Here is a 7,707-nt window from a genome sequence, read left to right on the forward strand (position 1 = left end):
TGCGCTCGATCAGCTTGGTCATGATGCCGCCCTTGGTCTCGATGCCGAGGGACAGCGGGGTGACGTCGAGCAGCAGGACGTCCTTGACCTCGCCCCTGAGGACACCGGCCTGCAGGGAGGCACCGATGGCGACGACCTCGTCCGGGTTGACGCCCTTGTGCGGGTCCTTGCCGGTCAGCTCCTTCACCAGGCCGGAGACGGCCGGCATGCGGGTCGAGCCGCCGACGAGGATGACGTGGTCGATGCCGGACACCTCGATCCCGGCGTCCTTCACGGCCTGGTGGAACGGGGTCTTGCAGCGTTCCAGCAGGTCGGCGGTCAGCTGCTGGAACTGGGCGCGGGTGAGCGTCTCGTCCAGGTGCAGCGGGCCCTCGGCGGACGCCGTGACGTAGGGCAGGTTGATCGTCGTCTCGCTCATCGAGGACAGCTCGATCTTGGCCTTCTCGGCGGCTTCGCGCAGCCGCTGCGCGGCCATCTTGTCCGCCGACAGGTCGATGCCGTAGCCGTTCCTGAACTGCTGGACGAGGTGGTCGACGATCTTCTGGTCCCAGTCGTCGCCGCCGAGGTGGGTGTCGCCGTTGGTGGCCTTCACCTCCACGACGCCCTCGCCGATCTCCAGCAGGGAGACGTCGAAGGTGCCGCCGCCGAGGTCGAAGACCAGGATGGTCTGGTCATTCTCCTTGTCCAGTCCGTAGGCGAGCGCCGCGGCGGTCGGCTCGTTGACGATGCGCAGCACCTTCAGGCCGGCGATCTCCCCGGCTTCCTTGGTGGCGGTGCGCTGGGAGTCGTTGAAGTAGGCGGGGACGGTGACGACGGCGTCGGTGACGTCCTCGCCGAGGTAGGCCTCGGCGTCGCGCTTGAGCTTCTGAAGTACGCGGGCGGAGATCTCCTGCGCGGTGTACCGCTTTCCTCCGATGTCGCCGGTGTCGGGGAAGCGCCAGTGCGGGTCGCCCATGTGGCGCTTGACGGAGCGGGCGGTGCGGTCCACGTTCGTGACGGCCTGGCGTTTGGCGACTTCGCCGACCAGCACGTCGCCCACCTTGGAGAACGCCACGACCGACGGGGTGGTGCGGGCGCCCTCCGCGTTGGGGATGACGGTGGGCTCGCCGCCCTCCAGGACACAGACGACGGAGTTCGTGGTGCCCAGATCGATACCGACGGAGCGAGCCATCTCGGGGCCTCCTCCCGCGCGAGCGGTTCCAGGGCCAACCCCCCTCCTCCCTACTCGTAAAACCTGGGTGGCCCGGTGTCAAGCCGGCGGGAGTCCGTCGGCGGGGCCCGCGCCGGACCGCTCCGGCCGGCTCTCCTGGCCGGCCGGACCGGCTCGGTGCGGGCGGAGTACCGTGGGGATATCGGGGCGGCCCGGCCCCGTCGCTCCCCAGTGGTCGGCCCTCGTTCGGTTGGGTTGGCGCGCGTTCACGGACAGGTGGCGAGCCATGTCTGACGAAACCGGTGCGGTGCCTCCGGGACTTCTGCCGGACGGGTTCCGGCAGGCCGCGAAGCCGGGGGCGGTCGTGTTGCGCCTGGAGACCACACAGTCCCGTGAGGGTGTGCTCGACGGTGCGTGGTGGCCGCGTTCACGGGACGTCGGCGCCGAACTTCCTGGTCTGGTCAGGGCGTTGACCGAACACCTCGGTCCTGTGGCGAGCGTCGGGCTGGACGTCGACGCCTGGGACGACGCGCCGGCCCGGCTGGTCGTCGACGGCCGGTCGGTGCACATCGACCGGTACCCCGTCGGTGACGACACGGTGATCGTCACGCGGGGCGACCGCGACCACTTCAGCCTGCTCGTCGTCCCCCCGCAGGCGAGCCGGGAGACGGCCCTGGCCGCGATGGCACGCGCGGTCGCGGCCGGCGGGACCGACTCGGCGCGGCAGATCCTCGTCGCCACCGGCATCGGCGCCGACCCGCCGGGCGAGGAGTCCTGAGGGCGGCCTCTGCGCCAGGGTCCTCGGGCAGACAGGAAAGGCGGGACGGAGAGATGTCCGTCTACGTGAAGCTCTCGGCCGAAGCCCGGGCGCCGGCGGAGCCGTCGAAGGGGCCGTTGGACATGCAGTACGAGGACGGCGCGGACGGCGTCACCTTCGAGTACGACCTGCATCCGAGTGGCGCGCTGCGCGTCCTGAGGGTCTTCGAGGACACGCCGTACCGGATCGAGGTCTGCTTCGGCCCCGGGGCGTGGCTCCAGGTCGTGGGCAGCTACCTGCGAAGCGGCGCCGAGTACTGACGGCGATCCGCTCAGGGCGAACCGCGGGAACGCACCCGACGGCGGTTGCCCGGTTGTTCAACGGTGCGCGGACCGGCCTCCGCGCCGGAGCCGGACGGCGGAGAGGGCCAGCGCGACGACCAGTACGACGATGCCGATGAACAGCAGGTAGAGCAGGCCCTTGGCGACGACGCCGACCAGCCCGAGCACGATCGCCACGATGATCAGGAAAAGTACGAGTGCCATCTTTGGTCCCCTTCGGTCTCCTCCGAGTCTGTCCGGGGCCACCGGCGGCCCGCCCGTACGCGGGGTGGGCCGGGGCCCGCACCCTGCGTATGGGCGGCCACGGCGGGGGCAAAACCTGACGGCCGCATTCCCGTGGGCTGTGTTCCCCTTCGGCGGCGTGATCGCCGGAGCGACCGGCAGGCCGGGACGCAGTGCGGGCGGCGTCCACCGGTCGCGGTGGGCCGGCGCCGCCCATACCGTCGTGTCCGGGGGCGGGTACGGCGGCACGGGAGGCCAGGATGGGGCACTACCGATGGCTTCTGGAGACGCAGGACGACGACGGCCGCTGGTCCCGGCAGGACGGCGCTCCCATGCAGGATCCGCTGGAGTACGACGGGCCGCCGCAGCGGGCGGCCAACCACCTGCGGGACGTGTTCGTGCGCACGCTCTCCCGGCCCGCGCCCGGCCCCCGGGCGATCAGGGTCCGCCTCTGGGAAGGGGCCGATGTCGACGGCCGGCCGCAGGCCGAGGCCGAATGGTCACGCGAGTGACGCTCCCGGCGTCGTCGGCACCATGACCGGCGGCGCGCTACGTGCCGGGGTGAGGGTCGGTGCCGCCGGTGTGGCGGTGACCGTCGGGGTGACGACGACCGGACGTGTGGGCCGTGCGGATCCGGGCAGCGGCGCGCCCGTGGTCCGAGGGGGCGCGATAGGTGGCCGAACGACGTGCTGCCGCACCGGAACCCCGGTGCGGCGGCACGTCCTGCGAGACCGGATCAGGTCGGACCGGCCAGGGCGGGGATCAGCCGCACGGCTTCGGGGGCGTGGGCGTTGTGGCGCTCGGCCCAGGTGGTCAGCGCGCTCTGGCAGGCGTGGTCGAGGTGCCGGAGCCCGGTCAGGTCCAGCTCGACGACGCGGTCGGCGGGCAGTGCTTCCAGGGCGTCGAGGAGTTTGGGCAGCCGGAGGAAGGTGGCGTTGCCCGTCAGACGGACCCGGACGACGCCGTCGGTCCGCTCGTCCGTCTCCACGTGCAGGCGGGACGTCTCCCAGGCGCTCTTGAGGATCGACAGGCCCAGGCCGATCAGCACGCCCTCGAACATGTTGACCGTGACGATGGCGACGGCGGTGGCGGCGAGGACGAGTGCCTCCGAGCGGTGCTCGCGCCACAGCGGCCCGAGCTGCTTGAACGGCAGCAGCTTGAACCCGGCGTGGACGAGCACGCCCGCGAGGGCCGCCACGGGGATGACGGCGAGGGCTGCCGGGAGCAGCGCGGCGAAGAGCAGCAGCCACACGCCGTGCAGCACGCGGGACGCCTTGGTCCGGGCGCCGGCCTGGACGTTGGTGGCGCTTCGGACGATGACCGCGGTCATCGGCAGGGCGCCGAGGGCACCGCAGAGCGCGTTGCCCGCGCCCTGGGCGATGAGCTCCTTGTCGTAGTCGGTGCGCGGCCCGTCGTGGATCCGGTCGACGGCCGCCGCGCTGAAGAGGCTCTCGGCCGAGGCGACGAGCGTGAAGGCCACGATCGTGATGACCAGCGCGGGGGTGAACTGGTCGAGAACGCCGGCGCCGGGCGGCTGGATGGCTTCCAGAAGGCCCTTGACCTCGACCTTCTTCACCGGGCCGCTCAGCAGCCAGGCGGCGCCGGTGGCGAGCAGGACGGCCACCAGCGCGCCCGGGACGACCCGCGCCCTGGCCGGAAGCCGCTGCCACAGCACGATGACGGCGATGGTGCCGGCGCCGATCGCGAAGGAGTGGAGGGCGGCGGGTGAGGAGCCGAGCCGGGACAGGAGGCCGGGCAGTCCGAGGAGCTTGTCGACGCCGCTCGCGGGCGCGGGCCTGTCGGCCATCGCGTAGAGCTGGCCGGCGATGATGACCAGCCCGATGCCGGCCAGCATGCCCTCGACCACGGCGACGGAGATCGCGCGGAACCACCGGCCCCAGCGCAGTGCACCGAGCAGCAGCTGGAGCAGGCCCGTTGCGGCGACGACGACGCCGAGCGCGGGCAGTCCGAACCGCTGCACGGTCTCGGCGACCAGGACGGTCAACCCGGCCGCAGGGCCACTGACCTGGAGACTGCTGCCGGGCAGCACGCCGGTGACCAGGCCGCCGACGATGCCGGTGATCAGGCCGAGTTCGGCGGGCACGCCCGAGGCGACGGCGACGCCCACGCACAGCGGCAGGGCGACGAGGAACACGACGAGCGAAGCGGTGATGTCGTACTTGAGCGTGGGAAAGCGCATGGGAGCCCTCATCCGTGGAGGTTCGTCAGTGGCGGGCCGCGGCGTCACAGCGGCAGGAAGGCGTCGGTGCCGGGGCGGTGGGTGAGGACCGCGCCGGTGTGCACCTCGTAGAACCAGCCGTGCAGTGCGAGGAGGCCCGTGTCGACGCGGCGTGCGACGCTCGGATGGGTGCGCAGCTTCGCCAGCTGGTCCAGGACGTGGCGCTGCACGGGGCCGGCGAGGTCGTGGTCCGGCTCCTGGCCGGGCGTCAGCTCGGCGCCCTCGGCGAGCCAGTCCCGCACCGCGGGCACACCGGTGAGGTCGTCGCCGCGCACGACGGCGCCCACGGCGCCGCAGTGGGAGTGGCCGCACACCACGATGTCCGCGACGCCCAGAACCTCGACCGCGTACTCGATGGTCGCGGCCTCGGCCGACGGCACGCGCGGCCGGTACGGCGGGACGATGTTGCCGGCGGTCCGCATCTCGAAGAGGTCGCCGGGTCGGGCGCCGGTGACGGCGGACGGGATGATGCGGGAGTCGGAGCAGGTGATGAACAGGGCCTGCGGGTTCTGGCCGGCCGCGAGCCGCTCGAAGTCGTCGGCGGCCTGTGCGGCGCGGCGGTGGAAGGTGCGGGCGTGGTCGATGAATGCTTGCATGTCGGTGCCTCGGGCCCTTCGGAAGTCTTGTGGGGATGGAGACTTCGGGACCGTGCCCGCTCGGTGCGGAGGCGGCGCGCAGTGCGACGGTGATGGCAGGGACAGCACTGCCGCGGACCCTCGCGAACTGCCGTGACGCGCGGTGGCGTGGACGTGTGGGTGTCCGTGCCGCCGGTGAGCGTGCGGGCGCGGTCGGCGCCGATCAGCAGCGGAACACCTGGAGGACCGCCACTCTGGGCTGTCTGCGTGCCCAGTACGGTGCGTCGGGGCCGCCGGCCGGCGAGGCGGGCTCGGGGGAGGGCGCTCCATCGGAGAGGACGGAGGTCAACTCGGGTCGGCGCTCCGGGACTTCGACGTTCCGGGGCCGGGTCCAGCAGAGGCCGGGCACGGTCTTGGGGGCCGGCGCGTCCTCGGCGAGTTTCGCCTGCGCGACGACCCGTGGGCAGCCGTCCTCCCGGAGGAGAGCGGCCGTGGACTGGGACAGCACCAGTACGCCCAGCACGGCCAGGAGGGCTACGGCGACGGCGCCGACGACTCTCCCGACCATGGACATTGCCGATTCCTTCCCCGCCTTTGGCTTTTTCTTGAACTCCTGTCGAGGATGACGATCGTGAAAGGGGGCGAGTTCCGCGAGGCCGGTGAACAATGCGTGAATCAGTATTGCCGGATGAGTGAGAACGGGGCGCGACCGCGGCGGTATTCGACATGGCCCATCACGAATTCCTCACCCTTTTCTGACCGGAATCCGATAGTCCGGGTATTCGCATTTGCCGCCCTGCTGGAACGGGATCCCGGGTGCCTCCACGGCGGTCCGCCCCGCGCCCGGCACCGGGCGCGGGGCGGACCGCCGCCGGTGAGTGGGGTCAGCGTCCCCTCATGGCCGACCGGACCGAGCTGCGCGCGGTCGCGGCGTCGTCGGCGAGCAGGGCCAGCTCCGCGAGTTGGCGGCACTCCGCGAGGGTGTGGGAGGCCAGCGCCGCCCGTACTTCGGGGAGTGAGGCGGGCGCGGCGGACAGGCTGGTGATCCCGAGGCCGACCAGGACCAGGGCGAGGGCCGGGTCTGCCGCGGCCTCTCCGCAGACGCCGATCGGACGCCCGTGCTCGGCCGCCGATCGGGCGGCGGTGGCGACCAGCGCGAGGAGTGCCGGCTGCCACGGGTCCAGCAGCCCGGCGAGGCTGCCGAGCGTCCGGTCGGCCGCGAAGGTGTACTGGGCCAGGTCGTTGGTGCCGACACTGAAGAAGTCGCAGACCTCGGCCAGCCGATCGGTCCGCAGCGCGGCCGCCGGGACCTCGATCATCGCTCCGGCCAGCGGCAGGCCGTGCGCGCGGACCCGGGCGGCGAACTCGGCGGCCTCGCGCGGGACGGACACCATCGGGGCCATGACCCAGACCTGTGCGGCGCCGTCCTCGGCTGCCTCGGCGATCGCGGCGAGCTGGGTCTCCAGGAGCTGCGGATCGCGGGCGGCCGTGCGCAGGCCGCGGACGCCGAGGGCCGGGTTCTCCTCGTCGGCGGCGGTGGCGAAGGGCAGCGGCTTGTCCGCGCCCGCGTCCAGCGTGCGGACGACGACCCGGCGGCCGGCGAAGGCCGCGAAGACCTGCCGGTAGGCGGCGGCCTGTTCGGCGCGGTCCGGTGCCTCGGCGCGGTCCAGGAAGAGGAACTCGGTGCGGAACAGGCCCACGCCCTCGGCGTCGGCGGCGGCCGCGCCGGCCAGCTCGTGCGGCGCACCGAGGTTGACCAGCAGTGCGACCGGGTGGCCGTCCGCGGTCCGGCCCGGTCCTCGGAACCCGGCCAGCAGGTCGCGGCGTCGGCGCTCGCGCTCGGCGGCCCGCCCGACCGCCTCCGGACTCGGGTCCAGCTCGATCACGCCGTCCGCGCCGTGCACCAGGACCCGTCGGCCGTCCTCCAGTTCCGCGGCGTCGGCGCAGCCGACCACGGCGGGCACGCCGAGCGCCTTGGCGAGGATGGCCGTGTGGCTGGTCGGTCCGCCGCGGACGGTGACGAGGGCACGTACCCGTTCGGGATCGAGCAGGGCGGTGTCGGCGGGGGCCAGGTCGTCGGCGACCAGGACGTACGGGTGCCCGGGATCGGGCAGGCCGGGCGCGGGCAGGCCCAGGAGGTGGGCCACCGCGCGGTCGCGCAGGTCGTCCAGGTCCGCGGCGCGTTCCGCGAAGTACCCGCCGGCGGCGACCAGTGCGGCGCGGAAGCCGTCGAAGGCGTCGGCGAGTGCGTGGGCGCCGTCGGTGCCCTGCTCGGCGAGAGCGGCCGCGCGGTCGGCCAGGGCCGGGTCGGCGGCCATCATGGCCTGGGCCGTGAGCACCTCGGAGCCGGTGCCGCTCGCGCGGGCGGCGCGCTCGTCGAGGTCGGCGGCGACCGTGAACCTCGTCCACGCGCGGTCGGGGAT

At 73.1% G+C, this 7,707-nt stretch carries 9 protein-coding genes; 3 read left to right on the forward strand and 6 right to left on the reverse strand.

Annotated features, from left to right (window positions below; translation table 11 throughout):
• Positions 1-1,171 (reverse strand): molecular chaperone DnaK (gene dnaK / locus AB0C76_RS40705; protein ID WP_359975638.1); only part of this gene is annotated, 1,171 nt, incomplete at its 3' end.
• A 265-nt stretch (positions 1,172-1,436) separates the two neighbouring features.
• Between dnaK and AB0C76_RS40710 the strand changes: the two genes are divergently transcribed.
• Complete coding sequence (locus tag AB0C76_RS40710) at positions 1,437-1,928, forward strand: DUF5994 family protein (RefSeq protein ID WP_359975641.1); 492 nt, start codon at positions 1,437-1,439, stop codon at positions 1,926-1,928.
• A gap of 53 nt (positions 1,929-1,981) precedes the next feature.
• Positions 1,982-2,227 (forward strand): hypothetical protein, encoded by a 246-nt coding sequence (locus AB0C76_RS40715; RefSeq protein WP_359975644.1) that lies wholly within the window; start codon positions 1,982-1,984, stop codon positions 2,225-2,227.
• A gap of 57 nt (positions 2,228-2,284) precedes the next feature.
• On the opposite strand, the gene AB0C76_RS40720 is transcribed toward AB0C76_RS40715, so the two are convergent.
• Positions 2,285-2,452, reverse strand: a complete 168-nt coding sequence (locus AB0C76_RS40720) for a hypothetical protein (protein WP_359975647.1) — start codon at positions 2,450-2,452, stop codon at positions 2,285-2,287.
• Positions 2,453-2,730: 278 nt separating this feature from the next.
• Here AB0C76_RS40720 and AB0C76_RS40725 point away from each other — a divergent pair, with 278 nt between their 5' ends.
• The gene (locus tag AB0C76_RS40725; RefSeq protein WP_359975650.1) at positions 2,731-2,982 is read left to right on the forward strand and encodes a hypothetical protein; all 252 of its coding nucleotides are present in this window, start codon (positions 2,731-2,733) and stop codon (positions 2,980-2,982) included.
• A 224-nt stretch (positions 2,983-3,206) separates the two neighbouring features.
• Here AB0C76_RS40725 and AB0C76_RS40730 read toward each other — a convergent pair whose 3' ends face one another.
• The 4 genes from AB0C76_RS40730 to ptsP form a co-directional block, all read right to left on the reverse strand.
• Positions 3,207-4,682 (reverse strand): SulP family inorganic anion transporter, encoded by a 1,476-nt coding sequence (locus AB0C76_RS40730; protein WP_359975653.1) that lies wholly within the window; start codon positions 4,680-4,682, stop codon positions 3,207-3,209.
• A gap of 32 nt (positions 4,683-4,714) precedes the next feature.
• On the reverse strand, positions 4,715-5,305 hold the full coding sequence (locus tag AB0C76_RS40735; RefSeq protein ID WP_359975656.1) for a carbonic anhydrase: 591 nt from the start codon (positions 5,303-5,305) through the stop codon (positions 4,715-4,717).
• Positions 5,306-5,507: 202 nt separating this feature from the next.
• Positions 5,508-5,858, reverse strand: a complete 351-nt coding sequence (locus AB0C76_RS40740; RefSeq protein WP_359975659.1) for a hypothetical protein — start codon at positions 5,856-5,858, stop codon at positions 5,508-5,510.
• 310 nt (positions 5,859-6,168) lie between these two features.
• A partial coding sequence (ptsP, locus tag AB0C76_RS40745; RefSeq protein ID WP_359975662.1) for a phosphoenolpyruvate--protein phosphotransferase occupies positions 6,169-7,707 on the reverse strand: 1,539 nt, incomplete at its 5' end.

This window comes from Kitasatospora sp. NPDC048722, from assembly GCF_040650235.1.
In the GTDB taxonomy this organism is placed as follows: domain Bacteria; phylum Actinomycetota; class Actinomycetes; order Streptomycetales; family Streptomycetaceae; genus Kitasatospora.